This window comes from Flavisolibacter ginsenosidimutans, from assembly GCF_007970805.1.
GTDB classification, from domain to species: domain Bacteria; phylum Bacteroidota; class Bacteroidia; order Chitinophagales; family Chitinophagaceae; genus Flavisolibacter; species Flavisolibacter ginsenosidimutans.
In genome coordinates, this window is the sequence record NZ_CP042433.1 from 1858995 (window position 1) to 1877981 (window position 18987).

17 protein-coding genes are annotated in these 18987 nt (G+C 46.9%); 11 read left to right on the forward strand and 6 right to left on the reverse strand.

Features of this window, described 5'->3' with window-relative positions; all coding sequences use genetic code 11:
• The first annotated feature begins 28 nt into the window (after positions 1-28).
• Entirely contained in the window at positions 29-388 is a 360-nt protein-coding gene (locus FSB75_RS07585; protein WP_146785065.1) for a YraN family protein, read from the forward strand.
• A gap of 192 nt (positions 389-580) precedes the next feature.
• On the opposite strand, the gene FSB75_RS07590 is transcribed toward FSB75_RS07585, so the two are convergent.
• Positions 581-1675, reverse strand: coding sequence for a TolB family protein (locus FSB75_RS07590; RefSeq protein WP_146785068.1), 1095 nt, complete (start codon positions 1673-1675; stop codon positions 581-583).
• A gap of 105 nt (positions 1676-1780) precedes the next feature.
• On the opposite strand from FSB75_RS07590, the gene FSB75_RS07595 reads away from it, so the two are divergent.
• The 7 genes from FSB75_RS07595 (at position 1781) to FSB75_RS07625 (ending at position 7648) form a co-directional block, all read left to right on the forward strand.
• Positions 1781-2434: a tetratricopeptide repeat protein gene (locus FSB75_RS07595; RefSeq protein ID WP_146785072.1), complete on the forward strand. Its 654-nt coding sequence runs from the start codon at positions 1781-1783 to the stop codon at positions 2432-2434.
• 99 nt (positions 2435-2533) lie between these two features.
• Entirely contained in the window at positions 2534-3181 is a 648-nt protein-coding gene (gene rpe, locus FSB75_RS07600) for a ribulose-phosphate 3-epimerase (RefSeq protein WP_146785075.1), read from the forward strand.
• Positions 3181-3927, forward strand: coding sequence for a class I SAM-dependent methyltransferase (locus FSB75_RS07605; protein WP_146785079.1), 747 nt, complete (start codon positions 3181-3183; stop codon positions 3925-3927). Before rpe ends, FSB75_RS07605 begins: the two co-directional genes overlap by 1 nt.
• 79 nt (positions 3928-4006) lie before the next feature.
• Positions 4007-6484, forward strand: a complete 2478-nt coding sequence (locus tag FSB75_RS07610) for a TonB-dependent receptor (RefSeq protein WP_146785082.1) — start codon at positions 4007-4009, stop codon at positions 6482-6484.
• A 13-nt stretch (positions 6485-6497) separates the two neighbouring features.
• Positions 6498-6737, forward strand: a complete 240-nt coding sequence (locus tag FSB75_RS07615) for a DUF4160 domain-containing protein (protein WP_146785085.1) — start codon at positions 6498-6500, stop codon at positions 6735-6737.
• Positions 6718-7035 carry a DUF2442 domain-containing protein gene (locus FSB75_RS07620; protein WP_146785088.1) on the forward strand — a complete coding sequence of 106 codons (318 nt, stop codon included), beginning with the start codon at positions 6718-6720 and terminating at the stop codon, positions 7033-7035. The genes FSB75_RS07615 and FSB75_RS07620 overlap by 20 nt, the downstream gene beginning before the upstream one ends.
• A gap of 22 nt (positions 7036-7057) precedes the next feature.
• A complete protein-coding gene (locus FSB75_RS07625) occupies positions 7058-7648 on the forward strand; it encodes a hypothetical protein (protein WP_146785091.1) in 591 nt (196 codons plus the stop codon).
• A 53-nt stretch (positions 7649-7701) separates the two neighbouring features.
• Here FSB75_RS07625 and FSB75_RS07630 read toward each other — a convergent pair whose 3' ends face one another.
• Positions 7702-8181: a hemerythrin domain-containing protein gene (locus FSB75_RS07630; protein ID WP_146785094.1), complete on the reverse strand. Its 480-nt coding sequence runs from the start codon at positions 8179-8181 to the stop codon at positions 7702-7704.
• 264 nt (positions 8182-8445) lie between these two features.
• Between FSB75_RS07630 and mnmA the strand changes: the two genes are divergently transcribed.
• The 3 genes from mnmA to FSB75_RS07645 all read left to right on the forward strand — a co-directional run bounded on the left by mnmA (position 8446) and on the right by FSB75_RS07645 (position 12452).
• Positions 8446-9540: a tRNA 2-thiouridine(34) synthase MnmA gene (gene mnmA / locus FSB75_RS07635; protein WP_146785097.1), complete on the forward strand. Its 1095-nt coding sequence runs from the start codon at positions 8446-8448 to the stop codon at positions 9538-9540.
• Positions 9541-9692: 152 nt separating this feature from the next.
• Complete coding sequence (locus FSB75_RS07640; RefSeq protein WP_146785100.1) at positions 9693-10460, forward strand: hypothetical protein; 768 nt, start codon at positions 9693-9695, stop codon at positions 10458-10460.
• 3 nt (positions 10461-10463) lie between these two features.
• Positions 10464-12452, forward strand: coding sequence for a S8 family serine peptidase (locus tag FSB75_RS07645; RefSeq protein WP_146785103.1), 1989 nt, complete (start codon positions 10464-10466; stop codon positions 12450-12452).
• Here FSB75_RS07645 and FSB75_RS07650 read toward each other — a convergent pair.
• The 4 genes from FSB75_RS07650 to FSB75_RS07665 form a co-directional block, all read right to left on the reverse strand.
• Positions 12447-13601 (reverse strand): RsmB/NOP family class I SAM-dependent RNA methyltransferase, encoded by a 1155-nt coding sequence (locus tag FSB75_RS07650; RefSeq protein WP_146785106.1) that lies wholly within the window; start codon positions 13599-13601, stop codon positions 12447-12449. The genes FSB75_RS07645 and FSB75_RS07650 overlap by 6 nt on opposite strands.
• A 66-nt stretch (positions 13602-13667) precedes the next feature.
• The gene (locus FSB75_RS07655; RefSeq protein ID WP_146785109.1) at positions 13668-14516 is read right to left on the reverse strand and encodes a hypothetical protein; all 849 of its coding nucleotides are present in this window, start codon (positions 14514-14516) and stop codon (positions 13668-13670) included.
• A 320-nt stretch (positions 14517-14836) separates the two neighbouring features.
• The gene (gene odhB, locus FSB75_RS07660; protein ID WP_146785112.1) at positions 14837-16084 is read right to left on the reverse strand and encodes a 2-oxoglutarate dehydrogenase complex dihydrolipoyllysine-residue succinyltransferase; all 1248 of its coding nucleotides are present in this window, start codon (positions 16082-16084) and stop codon (positions 14837-14839) included.
• A 108-nt stretch (positions 16085-16192) separates the two neighbouring features.
• Positions 16193-18949 (reverse strand): 2-oxoglutarate dehydrogenase E1 component, encoded by a 2757-nt coding sequence (locus FSB75_RS07665; RefSeq protein ID WP_146785115.1) that lies wholly within the window; start codon positions 18947-18949, stop codon positions 16193-16195.
• Positions 18950-18987 lie beyond the last annotated feature (38 nt).

An 18987-nucleotide genomic window follows, 5' to 3' on the forward strand; every position in this document is an offset into this window, starting at 1 on the left:
TTTTGGTAAATTGGGCTAAAGATAAACGATGGCCACACATTTGGAAATCGGCAAAGCGGGTGAGCGGTTGGCAGAAGACTACCTCGTACAAAACGGTTATTCCATTCTTCACCGAAACTGGCGCTGCGGCGGACACGAAGAGATTGACCTGGTGGCGATGAAAGACAACAAGCTGCATTTTGTAGAAGTGAAATACCGCACGTCAACCTACGGCGGTCATCCCGAAGCCGCCGTAAACCGCCAGAAAATTCGAATTCTTCTGCGCGGCGTCGAGCAGTTTTTATTCATTCACAAACAATACGACGACTTTCGCCTCGACGTTCTTTCCATCACGCAATTACCCGGAAAGGAACCGGAATATTATTTTATTGAAGACGTTACAATGTAGACGGCCCATCCCGACCTTGCCGGTGGGAAGGCCATCAGCGCACAGGCCTTGCTTTTTTACGTTTGTGTTTTATTTCAATTTCTCAGAAAGCATCAAATTCATTTTTTGCTTTGAGAGGCTTTATCACCCTTCCCACCGGGAAGGGCTTCAGCACCGTCTCCCATAATCAGAAAAGAATGTTGGGATGGGCTGTTAGTCCACCCAATCCGCTACAAACACATTCGTATCGTGGCCGCCACCGTTGTTGCGATTGCTGCAAAACAAAATCTTTTTGCCATCGGGACTGAACATGGGAAAGGCATCAAAACTATTATCATGACTGATTTTTTCGAGTCCCGTTCCATCTTCGTTCAACAAATACATGTTGAAGGGAAAACCGCGGCCGTATTCGTGGTTGCTGCAAAAAATAATACGGCCGTCCTTTAAAAAATTCGGCGCCCAGTTGGCCTGTCCGTAATGCGTGATTTGTTTGACATTGCTACCGTCCGCGTCGGCAACAAAAACTTCCATTTGCGTTGGCGCCACCAAATTTTCCGCAAGCAAATCTTTGTATTCTTTTATTTCGGTTTCGGTTTTTGGACGGCTGGCCCGCCAAATAATTTTCTTTCCATCGGCACTAAACCAAGCGCCGCCATCATAGCCAAGCGTGTTGGTAATTTGCGTTCCTTTCTCCGTTTTTAAGTCCATCACGTACAAATCCAAATCGCCGTTGCGCAAGGACGTAAACAACATTTTCTTGCCGTCGGGTGAAAGCGTGGCTTCGGCATCGTAGCCCGGTGTGTTCGTCAGCTTCTTTACAATTTTTCCGTTGAGATCGGCCATGTAAATGTCAAAACTGCTGTAAACAGGCCAGATGTATTTGTTGCCGTATTTGCTACGGTTGGGCATAGGCGGGCAAGCCTCACCGCCTTCAAACGTGGAGGCATAAATAATGTGCTTGCCGTCTTTGGTAAAGAAGGAACAAGTGGTGCGGCCCTTGCCCGAGCTAATCATTTTGTAGGTGAACTTCTCTCCCGCTTTCGGCAGCTTGCCGTAAAAGATTTGGTCGCAAGGCAAGCCGTCTTTTGCCGATGTACGCTGAAACACGAGGCTCTTGCCGTCGAAGCTCCAGTAGGCTTCGGCATTGTCGCCGCCAAACGTGAGTTGCTGCACGTCTTTGAAATGCCTTTCCTCAGGATATTGAACCGTGTCTTTTCTAACAATTCTTTCTTGTTGACGAACCTCAGGAGCGGTAAACGATAATAAAAAGATGCAGGCAAAAACGGCTGACACAAACAGGCTTCGCATACAAAAAAGTTGATGAGGTTTAAAGAGATGTAAAAATAGCCAGGCAATACCTTTTTCTTCGGAGCTTTTTCTTTTCGCCAGCCGTTCGTGTTATAGTTTTGAAACATGCTCCGAATCTTTCTTTTTCTTGCTGCCGTTTCTTTTTTGGTCTCGTGTGGTGATGACGAACAATCTTCTCAACAAACAAAAACGCCAACTGCGGACAGCGTAAACAAAAGCGTTGCGCCGCAAATGCAGGCAACAAAGCCGCAGGCAAGGGATAGTGTGAACCAATCGCTGTCCGCGCTGGAAAAAAGATACGCCCTTGTGCCTTCCGATCCTGCGCTTGCTTATGATCTTGCTTACGCTTATGCCGAGGCCGGGAACGCCAAAGTTTTGCGTCTGACCGATTCGCTTATTAAAGCGAGAACACCGGAATTTGAAAAAGCTTATTATACAAAAGCCGATTATTTTTCCCGCGTCAACAACGAGAAAGAAGCGTTGAAGAATTACGATGCGGCCATTGCCGCTAACCTTCATTTTTTGGATGCGCAAATTGACAGAGGCCGTTTGCTCTTTCGCCAAAAGCAGTACGATGCGGCTTTAAAAACTTTTGCTATCGGGCAAAAAATTTCTCCCGCTGAACCCATGTTTTATTTCTGGATTGCCAAAACGCAGGAAGCGATGGGAAACAAAGCCGACGCAAAAGCAAATTACCAACGTGCCTATTCTCTCGATAAAACGCTGACCGACGCAAAAGAAGCTGCGGATAAATTATAATTGGCCGTTGATTGTTGGGCGAAGAGACGAACAACGATCAACGTTCAACGGCCAACCCGGCAGTCGTCCGCCATCCCTCATCTTTCTCTACATTTGCCCATGCCACTGATCGCTCCCTCCGTTTTAACCGCTGATTTTTTACGCCTTGGCGAAGCCTGTAAAATGCTGAATGACAGCGAAGCCGATTGGTTTCACCTTGACGTTATGGACGGCCGCTTTGTGCCCAACATTTCTTTCGGTATGTCCATCATCAAACAAATCAGAACGGCCACAAAAAAATTTTGCGACGTGCACCTGATGATTCTGGAACCGGAGAAATACGCAGAAGAGTTTGCCGCTGCCGGAGCCGATCAACTGACCGTTCACATTGAAGCCTGCCCGCACTTGCACCGCAACGTTCAGCAGATAAAAAGCCTCGGCATGAAAGCCGGCGTTGCATTGAATCCGCACACGCCGGTTTTTTTGTTGAAAGATATTTTGCACGAGCTTGACACAGTTCTTTTGATGAGCGTGAATCCTGGTTTTGGTGCACAGAAATTTATTCCGCACACGCTGGAAAAAATTAAAGAACTCCGCGGGATGATTGACGAACGCAAGCTTGACGTGCGGATTGAAATTGACGGCGGCGTAACGCTGCAAAACGCAAAGTCAATCGTTGATGCTGGCGCTGATGTGTTGGTGGCCGGCAACACCGTTTTTGCATCGGCAAATCCAATTCAAACCATTCAGCAGTTGAAACAATTGTAATGGCCAAGGATCTTTTTTCTTCACAAGCCGATGCCTACGCAAAGTATCGTCCTACGTATCCGCAAGATTTGTTTGACTACATCCTACAATTCGTGAAAGAAAAAAATTGCGTTTGGGATTGTGCCACCGGCAACGGGCAAGCCGCAAGCGTTTTGGCTCATTATTTTCAAACCGTAGAAGCGACGGACATCAGCGAAGCGCAATTAAAAAACGCGGTTAAGAAAGAAAACATTCATTATCAAATTTGCCCGGCGGAAAAAACACCCTTTGCTGATGACAGCTTTGATTTGATTACCGTAGCCACGGCTTACCACTGGTTAGATTGGAATGCCTTTTACAACGAAGCCTCAAGAGTTGGCAAAAACGATTGCGTGGTGGCTGTGTGGGCTTACAACATTGTTTTGTGCGAAGACAAAAATGTCAACCAACTGATTCATGATTACTATTACAAAACGATCTATGCTTACTGGAACAAAGAGCGGCGGCACGTTGAGGCTTCTTACAAGACCGTGGCTTTTGATTTTTTCTCGCTGCCATCGAAAGATTTCGAAATAATAAAGCAATGGACAAAAGAAGACTTGCTTGGCTATTTGTCCACCTGGTCGGCGCTGCAGAACTACGTTAAGCAACACGGCGCCTCGCCCTTGCCTGCTTTTGAAAAACAACTGATAGAAGTTTGGCAGAACGAAGAAGAAAGAGCGTTTCGCTTTCCTCTTTTCCTGCGCATCGGAAGAGTGAAGAAATAAAGCCAGCCGGAATTCGTGCAATTTGTCTTCTAATTCGTGTTTAGACAAATCGTGTTTATTTTGTCCCAAATTCTGCTTTGTGAAGAGCCTTCGCCTTTCCTTTTCCGCCGCGCTTTTGTTCGCCTGCTTTTTTTCGTTTGCACAAAAAAAATTCGCCACCGTTAGCGGAAAAATTATTGACGAAAACGAGGCGCGGCTGAGCGGCGTTTCCATTGAAATTCTTGGGCAACAAAAAGGGATTCACTCATCCGATTCGGGAACTTTTTCAATTAAAGCACCCATCAACAGGGCTTTTGCGCTCATCTTCTCGCACAGCGGCTATAAACCGGTGCAACAAAATTTTTTGCTGAACGAAGGCGAGGAAGAAAAGATTACGGTTCGCATGGAAGCCGGTGAAGGCCGTTTGGAAGAAGTGATCATAAAAGACAGCCGCGAACGAACCGAAGTTGGATTGATACGTCCCAATCCGAAATCAATCATCAATCTTCCCTCGCCGGTGATGGGCGTGGAAGGATTGCTGAAAGTTTTTGTCGGAAGCAACAACGAACTCACCTCGCAATACAACGTTCGCGGCGGCAGCTATGATGAGAACCTCATTTACGTAAATGACTTTGAAATTTTTCGCCCTTACCTCGTGCGCAGCGGCCAACAGGAAGGCTTAAGTTTTATCAATCCTGAACTGGTAAAAAATATTTCTTTTTACAATGGCGGCTTTGCGGCTCGTTACGGCGACAAGATGAGCAGTGTGCTCGACATTCAATACAATACGCCAAAAAAATTCGGCGGCTCGGCTTATGTAAGTCTTTTAGAGCAAGGTCTTCATCTTGAAGGCGCATCAAAAAAGTTTACTTACTTAATTGGTATGCGCAACCGCAGCAACCGGAATCTTTTGTCGCGGCAGGAAACGCAAGGATCTTACGTGCCTTCTTCTGCGGATTTACAAGCACTGCTTACCTATCAGATAAACAAGAAGTGGAGTGCGGAGCTACTGGGTAATTTATCAACGACAAAATTTGCCTTGACGCCGCAATCGAGCCAGTTAACATCCTCGGTTTTTTCGCCGTTTTTCACCGCCAACCTTGGTGTTGACATTTACTTCGACGGCCACGAACGCGACCAATACAGCACCGGCATGTTGGGGCTTTCCACAACTTACCAGGCATCGAAAAACCTAAAATTAAAATGGCTCGCTTCGCGTTTTGAAAACGATGAAAGCGAGAACATTGACATTGCCGGCGCTTATCTTTTTGGCGACCGCGATTTTGACAAATCTTCTTCAACCTTTGGCCTGATTGTAAATCCATTGGGCGCCGGCCTTTATCAAAACTTTGTTCGCGACCGGTTGAATATTGTTGATTATAATTTTTCGCACAAAGGCCAATGGAACAAAGCGGCTCATGTGGTTCAATGGGGCCTTGGTTACGACAAAACAAAAACTGCCGACAAGCTGAACGAATGGCAATATGAAGATTCGGCGGGCTACTCATTGCCTTACAATCCTTCACTGTTGCAGATGAACGATGTGATTAAATCAACCGTTAGTCTTGACGTAAACAAATTCTCCGGTTACGTTCAGGACAACATCGCTTTCAAAAAAGGAAAAACGACTTACACGGTGCAAGGCGGCCTGCGCTTCAACTACAACGATTTGAACAACGAGCTGTTGATTTCGCCGCGTGCGGCCCTTTCGTGGAAACCCGATTGGAAAAAAGACATCCTGTTTCGAACAGCGATTGGTGCGTATGACCAACCGCCTTTTTACCGCGAATTACGACGTTACGACGGCAGTCTAAATACCGCGTTGAAAGCGCAACGCAGTTGGCAGGGCGTGGTTGGTTTGGATTACAACTTCATCGGCTTTGACCGTCCGCTACGATTAACTACCGAAGCCTATTACAAGTATATGACCAACGTAGTGCCTTACGACATTGACAACGTTCGCATCCGCTATTTTGGCGAGAACAATGCAAAGGCTTATGCGGCAGGTTTGGAAATGCGGCTGTTCGGCGAACTGGTGAAAGACGCAGAAAGCTGGGTAAGCCTGAGTTTTATGCGCACAAGAGAAAACATCGCCGGTGATTTTTACACGAAGTACACGATTGATTCCCTGGGAAAGATTACGGACAGCAGCCGTGTGGAAGGTGGTTGGTTTCGCCGGCCTACGGACAGAACGATAACCTTTGGTATGTTCTTTCAGGATTATCTCGCCACAAACAAAAATTTCAAGGTTTACATCAACGCACTTTACGGCACCAATTTACCGTACAACATTCCGGGTTCCGTTCGTTATCGTAACGCCCTGCGCATTGAACCGTACATGCGGGTGGACATTGGCTTCAGCGCCTTGTTGCTGGACGGAGAAAAAACAAACCGGCGCAGCCATTCGCCTTTCCGCAACGTTGAAAACATCTGGGCCAGTTTTGAGGTGTTCAATTTAATTGACCGGCCCAACACCATTTCGTATTTGCTGATAAAAGATTTTGCGAACAACACGTTCACGCTGCCAAACCGGTTAACGCCGCGGCTGATTAATTTTAAGATTGTGGCACGGTGGTAGTAAATTTGGGAACATGCCTACCGTTTTGCTTCTAAATGGATTCCGGTTTTTCTTTTACAGCCGTGAAAACAAGGAACCCGCCCATATTCATGTAGCAAAAGGAGACGCAGAAGGCAAAATATGGCTAGAACCCATTTTGGAAATTGCTTACTTTATCCGGTTCACAAACAGTGAGCAAAAGCAGATTATCGAAATCGTAACGGCCCATCAACAACAATTTAAAAACCACTGGAATGAATACTTCAACCAATAGATTTGATGCGCTTGAGAGCCTGATTCACGAAGAAGGCTTGCGAATAGAGGCAATAGACGTTCACCCTGAAATGGATTTGCTGCTGGTGATTTTGAACACGAAAACCATTCTGCGCCAAAAGATTTCCGATTATCCAAGCCTACACGGCGCAACAAAAGAAAAGTTGATGAATTACGAATTTATTGGAAAAGGTACCGGTATTCATTGGCCTGACCTCGATGAAGATTTAAGTCTCAAAGGATTTTTGAGAGACGAATTAAGAAACATGGTTAACAGTAAAAAACAAAAAGCTGCGTGAGACGTTTCAGCCGTAGCGATGCATGAATTTGTCTCTATCCGCACGAAATCAAAACATCAAAAAAGAAGCAGACGAAATCCTGCATCAACAAGGGTTGCTTTCGATTTTACAACGCTACGGCGCACCGCACATCACCGGCAGTTACAACCTCGATTTAATGACGTGGCGTGACCTTGACATTTATCTTCAGACAGACTCAATTAACGAGGGAAACTTTTTCTCTCTCGGCGGTGAAATAGCAACCCTTCTTCAACCAGTAAAAATGAGTTTTCGAAACGAAGTGCTGGCGAAAACAGAAGGCTTGCCAAACGGTTTTTATTGGGGCATTTACTTGGGAGATGAAAGAGCCGGCGCGTGGAAGATTGACGTATGGGCGGTAAACAAAACAGAATGCGAACGGCTATTGGATTATTGCCGCAGAATTAAAGCGCAATTAACGCCGGAAACAAGATTGAAAATTTTGGAAATTAAATCCCACTGTTGGCAGCATCCCGAATACCGGCGCAGTTTCAGCAGCAAGGATATTTACGAAGCGGTTTTGCAAAACGGTGTTTCGGACATTGATTGCTTTCGCAGTTATATTCGGCAAAAGAGCAAGCTGCCTAAAAGATGAAAGCAAAGGGATCATCTCAGTTCTTAATCGTTTCTTCTCTTAAAAATTTTATTCTATTTCCTCATCCAAAACTCATCCTCCCACGTTGCCTTCTTGTCTATTTTGTTCAGTTCCTCAAACATAGCCGCTAAGGTTTCGGCGGGGATTTCTTTTTCAGCATAAGGGAAGAGAATCCTTTCTTCAAAACGAATGTGATCGTGCACGGCATCAGCCAATTTGATAAAGCTATTTTCATCTATTGTCTTTGCGCATTGTTCAACCAAAACCTTAATTGCTGCGTGGTCAGCAAACATCCGTTGCACCCATTCGTTCCCGCCGGACAAATGCGGCGCCAGTATGGCTTCTTCTTTTCGAAAATGCATCTGCAGGTCATTGTCCCAAAACCATTGAATGTACCGGGCTATTAGGGCATGATCAGTGCCGTTTTTTAAGCCTTGTTTTATTTTCCAGCCAAACAACAAACCTTCGTGATGCTCTTTGGAAAGCGGCGTCAGCTCTTTGCTTCGTTTGATGGGCTTTTTTTCTTCGTTCATGGAACAAAGCTACGGACGGGGCGAAACGCACAAATGATACCCATCAGCTAAAACGAAAAGCCCCTGGAAAGGGGCTCTTTGAACAATGGTCAACGCCATTATTGAACGATTAACTTACGGGCATTGGTGTACGCAGCGTCTTTGTTTGTAACCACACGGATAAATTGACCGCGTTTCTTAACAAGTTTCCGCACTGGCAAGACTTATCTTTGCCGCTTCACAATATTTTTTCATAAAAAGCTGCGCTTTGAACGCACTGAGTATATGAGCAAAAAAGGAAAAGTTCTCGTCGCCATGAGCGGCGGCATTGACAGCACGGTGACCGCATTGATGCTTCACCACGAAGGTTACGAAGTTGTTGGCATCACCATGAAGACCTGGGATTATGCCAGCAGCGGCGGTTCCAAAAAAGAAACGGGCTGCTGCAATCTTGATTCGTTTAACGATGCCCGCGCCGCCGCCGTCCAACACGGTTTCCCGCATTACATACTCGACATTCGCGAAGAGTTTGGCTCTTTTGTCGTGGAGAATTTTGTAGATGAATACCTCGCCGGCCGCACGCCCAATCCCTGCGTGCTTTGCAACACGCACATCAAATGGCGGGCTTTGCTAAAACGGGCCGATGCTTTGGGTTGTGATTTTATTGCCACAGGGCATTACGCATCCGTTCGTCAACACGATAACGGCCGCTTCGTTATCAGCAAAGGCGCCGATGAAATGAAAGACCAGAGTTATGTGTTGTGGGGATTGCAACAAGACCTTTTGTCGCGAACGATTCTGCCTTTGGGCACTTACCGCAAAACCGAAATCCGCCAGATGGCGCATGATTTTGGCTATCCCGAGCTCGCCAAAAAAAGCGAGAGTTACGAGATTTGTTTTGTGCCCGACAACGACTACCGCGGCTTTCTAAAACGCAAAATTGAGGGCCTGGAAGAAAAGGTTTCGGGTGGCTATTTTGTAAACAAAGAAGGCAAAATCCTGGGCCAGCACAAAGGCTATCCATTTTATACAATCGGGCAAAGAAAAGGCCTGGACATAACCTTGGGCAAACCTGCTTACGTTACCGCCATTGACCCCGATACAAACACCGTGGTTTTGGGCGACGAAGAGGATTTGGAAAAAGAAGACATGAAGGTGGCGAAAGTGAACTGGATAAAATACGAAGGCCTCACTGAGCCAACGGAAGCGCTTACTAAAATCCGGTACAAAGACAAAGGCAGTCATTCCCTCATCACCGCATCGGGCAGCGATGTTTCGGTTCGTTTTTTTGAAAAAGCCAAAGGCATTGCCCCCGGCCAAAGCGCCGTTTTTTACGAAGGCGACGATGTTATTGGCGGAGGAATTATTCAGCGGCGTTAGTTGATTAGTTGACAGGTTGATCGGTTGATTAGTCTAACGGCCGGAAGGCTTTTCCCAATCAACCTGTCAACTATTTAACCAATCAACTATTTATATTAGCTTTAGCCCGTTGACGTTAACAGCAACGCTATCCAATGAATCCTTTATCGCGCATGAAAGCATTTTCCCTGCTCTTGTTGGCTTCGCTCTTTTTTGTTTCGTGTAAAAAAGAAACCGAAACACTTCAACCCGAAGTACCCAAAGATTATCTTCCTACTCAACCCGGCAAATACATTACGTACCGCACCGACTCAACTGTGTACACCAATTTTGGCTCGGGTATCGCAGTCCATTCTTACCAGGAAAAGACTATTGTTGATTCCTTGATAACGGACAATTTGGGCAGACCGTCTTACCGTGTGTTTCGGTTTTTGCGTGATACAGCCGGGAAAACGGCCTGGCAGCCGGCGGGCACGTACTTTATTACCCCAACGGCAAATGCGGTTGAAGTGATTGAAAACAACCTGCGCTTTTTAAAACTTGCCGCACCGGTTTCAGAAGGAACAAGTTGGAAAGCGAACCGTTTTCTACCCGACGATCCTTATGGCGCCTTTTATGATTTTAGCAACGACGACGGCATGGCTGATTGGGATTATGGTTATACGAATGTTGACCAGGCTGTTTCGGTATCGGGCAAGCAATACGATAGCACGGTCACAGTTCAACTCATGCTTGACGATCCTGAAACAAACACAAGCGCAAATTTTCAGATAGCGAACGCACAACTGTACGGTTTTAAAAATTATTCTACTGAAAAGTATGCAAAGGGCCTCGGGCTGATTTACCAGGAATACATCATGTGGGAATACCAGCCGCCTTCTTCGCCTCGGCCGGGTTACCGCGGGTTTGGCGTTAAACGATCCATCATTGACCACAATTAGCGTATGAAAAAAATTCTGGTGTGCTTACTTGCCGCGGCCTTTACAAGTACCGGACACGCACAATTCAGCCGTTACGTTATCCAGTTTAAAAACAAAGGGGGCACACCGTATTCATTCAGCGCACCGCTTCAATATTTATCGCAAAGAGCGGTTGACAGAAGAACGCGATACAATATTGCGATTGACAGTTCCGACCTGCCCGTGACGCCCCGCTACATTGACAGCCTTCGTTCGGCAGGCGCTGTTACTGTTTTAAATGCTTCGCGGTGGTTAAATTCTGTTTCCGTTAAAACCACTGATGCCACTGCGCTGGCAAAAATCGCAGGCCTTCCTTTTGTGCAAAGCGTTTCGCCCATTGCCGCACGTACGGCAAGTGCTTCGGGAAAAATTGAACAACCGCAAACGCAAAATCTTCGCATCAATAATGCAGCAAACGCTGCGAACGGGAGTGCCGATTTTTTTAATTACGGCCAATCCTACGACCAGCTGCACCTTCACAACGGTGAGTTTCTGCACAACATCGGCTTGCGCGGACAGAATATGATTATTGGTATGCTGGATGACGGCTTCTTTCACTACAATTCGCTGAAGGCTTTTGATAGCGTAAACCCAGCCGGGCAAGTGCTGGGCACTTATGATTTTGTGGCCAGCGAAACCAGCGTAACGGAAGACGATTCACACGGTATGGAATGTTTCTCCATTATTGCCGCAAACATTCCGGGGCAATTTGTAGGAACTGCGCCAAAGGCTTCCTTTTATTTGTTCCGCAGCGAAGATGTTGCATCGGAATATCCGGTTGAAGAACACAATTGGGTTTGTGCAGCCGAACGCGTTGACAGTGCCGGCGGCGACGTTATCTCCAGCTCACTCGGGTACAACACGTTTGATAATTCAGTTTTTGACCATACCTACCAGGACATGAACGGGAACACGACAATCGCTGCAAGAGGTGCGGACCTGGCGGCCAAAAAAGGCTTGCTGGTTATCGTTGCTGCGGGCAACGAAGGCGATAAATCCTGGCATTACATTACCACACCGGCCGATGGCGACAGCGTATTGGCTGTAGGTGCGGTTTCAACAGCAGGAGTCGTGGCCGGCTTTTCAAGTTACGGGCCTTCATCCGACGGGCAAGTAAAGCCCGACGTGGCTTCCGTTGGCGTGTCCACCGTGCTTCAAACACCGGGCAATACCGTTGGCAACGGCAACGGCACTTCCTTTGCCTGCCCAAACATGGCGGGCCTTGCAACCTGCTTGTGGCAAGGCTTTCCAGAGTTCAACAACATGCGCATCATAAACGCACTGCGCCAAGCGGGCAGCAAAGCAACGACACCCGACGACCGCATAGGCTATGGCATACCCGATGTAAAAAAAGCAACGTTGTCATTGCTAAAAGATTTTTCAACCGCAAGCGCTACTGCTACTAATTGCAAGACCACAATTAACTGGACAAGCAAAGACCTGGGCACGATGAGATACGAAGTTGAACGCAAGGCGCCGGGCGAAACAGCGTTTACAAAGATTGGCGAACGCCAGGGAACGGGCTCTTTATTTGGCACACACGGTTATCAATTTGCAGACAGCTTAATCAACGTGCAGGCAGGCACAATCTCTTACCGCATTCGCGAAATTATTGACACCGCTACGGCAACGTTTACAGCAGATTATACCGATACGGTAACGGTGAATCTGGGTGCGTCGTGTATTGTTACCGGCATCACACCTGTTTTGGCGGCAGGCGAAGAAATTCTTTTGCTGCCCAATCCAGCAAAAGAAAAATTTACGCTGAAGATTACAACGGCTTACGCCATTCCTGCTTTGATTGTGCGGGTTGTGGATGCGAAAGGGCAATTGGTTTTGGCTGAGCGCAAAGCAAAAGCATCGGGTACGGCAAGCTTTGTTATTCCTTCTTACTTTCTTGCAAGCGGAAAATATTTCGTGAGCGTTTACAACAACGGGAAATTGCTGGCGACAAGAGAATTGCTGAAATTATAACGCAAACAAAGCCGCAAACAAGGTGTCCGCCTTTTCATCGTAACCTTCAAAGTATTGTTGTTTCACCAACCGCAGCTTTGTTTGTTGTAAAATGTATTCAACCACGTCTTCGTTTTCTTTTACAAAGACCGAACACGTGATGTATAAAAACTGCCCTCCTTCTTTCAAACATTTGCCTGCATTGACCGCAATGGATTTTTGCAGCAAACTGTAATACTCAATTTTTTGTTTGGAAAAGAAACGCAACTGCTCAGGCGTTCGTCCCCAAGTACCCGAACCGCTGCAAGGCGCATCGCAAATAATGAGGTCGAATTTTTCATTGAGGTGAAATTGCGGCGACGAAACATCCGCGACGAACGATTGATAAGAGGCAATGCCTGCACGCGAAAAACGTGTCTTCAGATTATGCAAAATGCTTTCACGAACGTCGCTAACGGTTAACTGCACTTGCGGAAAATGATCGTGCAACAAAATACTTTTGCCGCCGCTGGCTGCACAACAATCCCAAGCGGAAAAGGTTTGGCATTCGGTGTTTGATGTTTGGTGTTGAAGCAGGTTGAGTACGCGTTGAGAACTTTTATCTTGCACTACGACTTCTTTGTCAACTTCCAGCGCATCGTCAATTTTTGTTGCGATGGGCAAACGCAAACAATCGCCTTCAACAGAAAAAGAAACAGCCAACGTTTGAATTTTTTGCAGGACTATTTCTTTTTTTCCAGGTCTTATGCGCAGGAACAAATCGGGCTGCACAAGGTGCGATAGATTGAAAGCATCCTTTTCAATATCATTGCTCACTTCATCCAAAAAAGGGAAAACAACACCGTTATTTTCACGCAACAGAAAAGCAAGTTTATCTTTCAATGTCCCGGAAGAAACGCCGCTCCACTCCGGCTTCAGTTCATCAATAAAAATACTTTTATCGTGACAAAGGGCCTGGCCTATCAGCAGTTGTTCTGTAAGACTGTATTCTTCAAACGCCTTTCCCAAACGGTAATAGCAAAAGCACAAATCGCCAACCATTCTTCTGTCTCTTGAGCCAAACTTTTTTTGTTCGCGAAAATAATTTTTTAGCCACGAAGCAAAAGGGATCGCACCATCGTAAAGATTAATAATGGTTTCAGATGATCGCAGGTAGGCGTGCAAATGCATGGCGCAAAGATGAAAACAAAACGGCGGTCAACGTAAGACCGCCGTTTTGTTTTTAAAAGGCTATCCTTAGTTATAATAATACCGCAACGAGTAATTAACCGCTCCGGGATTTTCGACGATCGTTCCCGAAGAGGGTTTGCTTGCGCTGTTGTACGTGTACGTAGAGGCTTGCGTGTAATTGTTGGTTGGATCAGTAGCATCGGTGTACGTAAGTCCCGTTGTATTGTTGGGTCCAAAGAAAGTTGTCAGGCCGATGATCATGGCTTCCGTGCCCAGTTTCAGCGGGTTTGTTTTTGCATCGTATGTGTAGGCCGATGTTGCAATCAGGCTCCACGCAGACGTTGTAACATCATAATCGAAAGTTTTTTCCGTTGCCACGTTTCCGTTGCCGTACGTATAATCCGTGCGGGAAGAAGGCGCATAAGGCAGCAACATAACTTTTTGATAAGATATAGCGCTGGCGAGATTTCCACTTGCGTCATAAGTGAAGGCTGTGCTGTCCGAGTACGCAACACCGCCTACGTTCAGATCGTAGCGGGTGTAGGTATAGCGTGCGGCAGAGGAATTGTAGAATACGTTTGTTACCAGACTGTCAACTCCAATGGCAGCGAGGTCGGGGCTACGGGCAACAGTTTGCGTAATGATGCCGTTCGTGTTGCGCAAAAGTTTGTAGGTGAATGGAGAAGCCGCCGTACTGGAAACGTCGAGTTGTGTAAGCCGGCCCGCAGTATTGTATGCATAAGCAATAGCGGTTGAATCAGCACCGTTAACCTCCACACTTCGAACCAGTAAACCGGAAGTGATTGTACCGCCACCGTTTCCGGATGAATTACCCGTATCTATAAAATCCGGTTCTTTTTGACAGGCCGTAAAAACAAACAGAAAAGCAGTTAAGGCAAAAGCGATCTTTTTCATGGTTGATGACTTGAACTGTAAGATACAAAAATGATAAAAACAACGACAACAAAAGGCCGCACTGAAACGACCTTCCTGCGAAGGAATAAAAGCTTATTGATAATAGAAAGTGTATTCCGTGGTTTGCGTTTAGGAGCCGGTAACCGCCGCTATTTTTACCAAGAGCCCTGATGCACTGTCTGTGCCCAATAGTTCCCGTGCTTCCGTTATAATTGGCGTCGAGACTGATTTCTTTTTGACGCGAAGAGAGAAGGGCAACCAGTGCCAATGCAGTTAGTATTGATTTCATAGCGGGAACTTGGCGGCGAATGTAACAGAAATTACAATTCGAGTAAAGCCTTCACGGGGTCTTTGCCAAACAGCAAGAGTTCCGGATTTTCCAGCAATTCTTTTACCCGCACAAGGAAAGAAACCGATTCGCGGCCGTCAATAATGCGGTGATCGTAACTCAAAGCTAAATACATCATCGGTCGAACTACAATTTGTCCGTCAACAACAACAGGCCGCTCCTGAATTTTGTGCATACCCAAAATAGCCGACTGCGGAATGTTGATGATGGGTGTACTCATGAGCGAACCAAATACGCCGCCGTTGGTGATGGTAAAAGTGCCACCCTGCATTTCTTCCATGCTCAATTTGTTGTCGCGGGCCTTGGTTGCAAGTTCCACTACTTTCTTCTCAACTTCCGCCATGCTTAAACTTTCGGCATTGCGAATAACCGGTACTACCAAACCTTTTGGCGCGGAAACAGCAATGGAAATATCGCAGTAATTGTGAAACACAAGCGAGTCGCCGTCAATGTAAGCGTTTACCGAAGGCCATTCAGCAAGCGCATAACAAACCGCTTTGGTGAAGAACGACATGAAGCCAAGGTTCACGCCGTGTTTTTCTTTAAACTTTTCTTTGTTGGCTGAGCGAATGGCCATGATGCGACTCATGTCCACTTCGTTAAAAGTGGTGAGCATGGCCGTTGTGTTTTTTGCTTCTACCAAACGTCGGCTAACTGTTTTGCGAAGATTGCTCATTTTCTCACGGCCCTCGGCACGGTTGAATAATTCGACACCGGGTTTGCGGCCGGGGTTTTCCAAAGCACTCAACACGTCTTCTTTCAGGATCTTTCCGTTGTAGCCCGATGGCTGAATGTCTTTTGGATTGACCTTTTTATCGGCAATGATGGCCGAAGCAACGGGTGTTGCTTTTACATCGGTTTGGGGTTGGCCTTCTTTCGGCGCATCCGCTTTTTGAGCGGCTGGCTGTGCCTTTTCTGCTACCGGTGCCTTTGTTTCTGGCTGGTTGCCGGTTGCCGGTTGTTGATTGCTACTTTCAGGTTTTGCCGCAGTTTCATCAATCTGTGCAACGGCATCGCCAATGTTCAACGTATCGCCTTCCTTGCCCACCGTTTTTAAAATACCCGCCTGCTCTGCGTTCAGTTCGAAGGTTGCTTTTTCGCTTTCCAATTCGGCTATTACTTCGTCTCTTTCAACGTAGTCGCCGTCATTTTTCAGCCATTTTACCAAGGTTACTTCGTTAATGGATTCGCCAACAGTAGGCACTTTAATTTCAATCATATAATAAATTCAAGTGCCGCAAATTTCGGGTAAAAAAGCTTATAAACGGAACGACCGTTGCCGGTTTCTTGCGCAGCAACGGTCGTTTTATTTTTTCTGTATTGCCGGTTAAATCGTAAACGCTGTTTCCACAATTTCCGCTTGTTCCTGTGCGTGAACTTTTGAATAACCGCTGGCCGTGGCCGCGCCGGGTTGCCGGCTGATGATGCCGTAATTCATACCCTTTAGGTTCATTTGCAAAAACGCTGCGGCACCCATGTTCAGCGGCTCTTCCTGCACCCAAAACCAAGTGGCTTTGTTGTATTTTTTATAGAGTTCTTCAAGCTGTTTGTAGGGCAAAGGATAAAGTTGCTCCACGCGAACTACCGCCACGTCTTTGCGGGCCTCTTTCTGTTGGCGGTCGGCCAGGTCGTAATACACTTTGCCGCTGCAGAACAAAACCTTTTTCACGTCACCGGCATTCTGCACGAACGTATCGTCAATCACTTCTTTGAACCGTCCGTTGGTAAACTCGCTCATGTGCGAATAAGCGGCAGGCAGTCGCAGGTTTGCCTTCGGCGAAAAATTGATCAATGGCTTGCGGAAAGACCAGGTCATTTGACGGCGCAGGGCGTGAAAGAAATTGGCCGACGTGGTGATGTTTGTCACCACCATATTCAGTTCTGCGCACAACTGTAAAAAGCGCTCAAGTCTTGCGCTGCTGTGCTCCGGCCCTTGGCCTTCGTAACCGTGCGGCAACAACATGACCACGCCGCTCATACGCTGCCATTTTTGTTCCGACGAAGCAATAAACTGGTCAATGATGATCTGCGCACCGTTGGCAAAATCGCCGAACTGTGCTTCCCAAATCACGAGGTTGTTTGGATTGGCCATAGCGTAGCCGTATTCAAAGCCCAATACGGCATATTCGCTTAGCAGGGAGTTGTAAATGCGCAACTTGCTCTGGCCTTCCTGAAAGTGATTGAGACGGTTGTATTCTTTGTTTGTGTTTTCGTCGTAAATAACCGCGTGGCGGTGTGAGAAGGTGCCGCGCTTTACATCCTGCCCGCTCATGCGCACGTCTTTATTTTCAACGAGCAAGCTGCTGTAGCCAAGTAATTCACCCGTGGCCCAGTCTACTTTTTGTTCGGCTTCAAACAATTTGATTTTATCCTGCAAGAGTTTGTCCACCTTGCGCAGCGGCTTAAAGTCTTGCGGGTAGGTCATCAATCCGTTGAAAAGTTTTTTAAACGTTTCTTCTGTAATGGCGGTAAAAGGCGATTGGTCAAAATCTTCTTCCGTTGCGCGGCGAAGGCTCTTCCACCACAATTCCGGCTGCTGATAATTGTAGGGCAATGGATTTTGCTTTACTTCATCCAGCCGCTCCTGTAAATCGCTCCAAAACAGTTTTTCCATGTCTTTCGCCAATTGCTGCGCATCGGGTTCGCCGTTCTGCAACAAATAACTCACGTAGGTCTCACGTGGATTGGCATGTTTGTCAATCATGGAGTACAACTGCGGCTGCGTAAACTTCGGATCGTCGCCTTCGTTATGACCGTGGCGGCGGTAGCAAACCATGTCCACAAAAATGTCGGCGTTAAATTCCTGGCGGTAGCGGGTAGCGATTTCAACACATTTCACCACGGCTTCAGGGTCGTCACCATTGACGTGCAACACAGGCGCTTGAATCGTAGCCGCAACCGAGGTGCTGTAATATGAACTGCGGGCATCGTCAAAATCGGTGGTAAACCCAATTTGGTTGTTAATGACAAAATGGATGGTGCCGCCGGTATAATAGCCGTGCAGGTCACTCATTTGAATGATTTCGTAAACGATGCCCTGGCCGGCAAGCGAGGCATCGCCATGAATGAGAATGGGAAGAACCGAATCGAATTCAGAGCTATACAAACAATCAGCCTTTGCTCTCGAATAGCCTAATACCACCGGGTTCACCGCTTCAAGGTGCGAAGGATTGGGCGCCAATTTCAGGTGTACTTTTTTGCCCGAAGGCGTTTCTACTTCGGATGCAAAGCCCAGGTGATATTTTACATCGCCGCTGCCCATGGTTTGATCGGGAATGGCCGTGCCTTCAAACTCGCTGAAGATTTGCTCGTAGGTTTTGCCGAGAGTATTGGCCAGCACGTTCAGGCGGCCGCGGTGAGCCATGCCGATTACAACTTCCTGCACGCCCAAGTCGGCGCCGGTGTTGATGATGGCATCCAAGGCCGCTATCGTGGTTTCGCCGCCTTCCAGCGAAAAGCGCTTTTGCCCAACGTATTTTGTGTGAAGAAATTTTTCGAAAATGACACCCTGATTCAGCTTCTGCAAAATGCGTTTGCGGTTTTCCAACAAAGGAATTTTATCAAAGCCGCCTTCTATTTCTTTTTGCAGCCAGTCCACTCTTTCCTGTCTTAGAATGTAGTCGTATTCTATGCCTACGTGCCCGGTGTAAATCTTTTGCAGCTTGACGAGAATTTGTTGAAGCGAAGCGTTGGCGAAACCAATGAATTTCCCGGCCTCGAATTTTGAAGGAAGGTCGGCGTCAGAAAGTCCGAAATATTTCAGGTCGAGATTAGCGCCCCTGTCTTTGCGCTTGCGAATGGGGTTGGTATCGGCCACCAAATGACCTTTGGCCCGATAAGCCTGAATCAGGCTGTAAACGGCAAATTCTTTTGTCAATTGTCCCGCATCAACGGTTATGCCCTGCACAGTTGGCGCTGCTTCCGTAGTGGCATGGCCGTTTGTACCCTGGCTTACGGCAAAATCAAAACCCTCAAAAAAGCGGCGAAACTCAGGGTCAACGCTTTCCGGGTTTTTTACAAAATCATGGTAAAGGCTTTCGATGTAACTGGGATGTGCACTGGTGATGTATGAAAAATCCTTCATGAACGAAGATTTGGATTGGGGGACAAATATCGGTGAAA